Genomic DNA, 1,429 nt, shown 5'->3' on the forward strand with positions numbered 1-1,429 from the left:
TATATTTGATTTGAGGCCTTTTTATTCAGCCTGAGAATCTATTATGATTCTCGAAAAAGCGCGCCAGGGGGACGTAATTCTGCTGATTCCCGAATATCTCATGCTCATGGATGAGGACGGTTTTAATCGCGGCGAAGGACTTTGGGGATCAGCACCTTTTAGTGTCGCTATTGGTAAATCAGGGTTAGGTGGGATACCTTTAAAAACCACGATCAAGGACACTTGGTTATTAGGTATTCTGGGGATGCGTCCAGTCACTAAATCGATGGTTGATTTATTCACCAAAGGCAGAATGACGGGTTATCTTTCCGATCCAATTACTAATACAGGAGATGCAACTATAGTTAAGGAAAAAACAGGGAAATGGTGGCAAATGACTTTTGATAGTGCTGGCTCTGCTCACTCAATTAAAGTGATTGAAAAACTCAAGAAAGATTTAGAAGCAAAAGGGGGAACTCTGGTGGTTTCTTTGCTCTAGGTTTATGCCAAAAATGAAGGTAAAACCGTTGCTAATATTTGCAAATCTGCCGAAGAATTAAGTCGGGTTGTGCCAACAATTTATGAACCAAAAGACTTGAATATTAAGACCGATTCTACTATTTTTGCTGACACTCACTATCATCTTTTGCCCCCGGCGAGAATTATTCGTTCAGAACAATTAGTTTCGGAACTGAAACCCATCTTAAACACAACTGAGAATAAAAATCCATGAATAACCTAATGACTAAGATTTGCATTTTGGGGGGTGGTTTTGGAGGGTTATACACGGCGCTCGATCTGAGTCGATTAACAGCAGTAAAATCGGGTCAATGGCAAATAACTTTAGTCGAACCGAAAGACCATTTTCTCTTTACTCCCCTTCTCTATGAACTAATTACAGGAGAATTGCAACGCTGGGAAATTGCTCCCTCCTACCGTCAATTATTAACAGGAACTCAGGTTAATTTAAAAACTCAAAAAGCCAGTAATATTGACTTAAATAATCATCAAGTATATTTAGAAAATGAGGAGATTATAGATTACGATTACCTGATTTTAGCGGTGGGAGTACGGAATCGTTGGCCAGCTATACCGGGGTTAGCCGATTATGGGCTAACTTTTCGGAGTTTAGAGGATGTGGAAAGATTACAAACGGCAATTCATGACTTAGAAACTCAAGGAAAATCCTCAATTAATTTAGCAATTATTGGTGGCGGTTCCAATGGGGTAGAATTAGCCTGTAAGGTGGCTGATCGTTTAGGAAAAAAAGGCAAAGTTCATCTAGTGGAAAGGAACGAGGAAATACTGCAAAACTTTCCTAAATCGGTGCGTGTTGCGTCCTACCGTTCCCTTTTAGCCAAGAATGTTAGTCTCTATTTAAACACGGGATTAAAGGAAGTTATCGCTAATTCCATGACCGTATTTAAAGATAATACAAATGAGGTTGTCC

At 39.6% G+C, this 1,429-nt stretch carries 1 protein-coding gene and 1 pseudogene; both read left to right on the plus strand.

All coding sequences use genetic code 11. From position 1 onward, the window contains the following. Positions 1–43 precede the first annotated feature (43 nt). Positions 44–712: pseudogene (locus MICAI_RS16515) on the plus strand (hypothetical protein); the annotation flags it as partial. After that, the coding region (locus tag MICAI_RS16520) for an NAD(P)/FAD-dependent oxidoreductase (protein WP_039900393.1) at positions 709–1,429 on the plus strand (721 nt) is incomplete at its 3' end. The pseudogene MICAI_RS16515 and the gene MICAI_RS16520, both read left to right, overlap by 4 nt.

It is taken from the genome of Microcystis sp. T1-4 (assembly GCF_000297435.1).
GTDB lineage: Bacteria > Cyanobacteriota > Cyanobacteriia > Cyanobacteriales > Microcystaceae > Microcystis.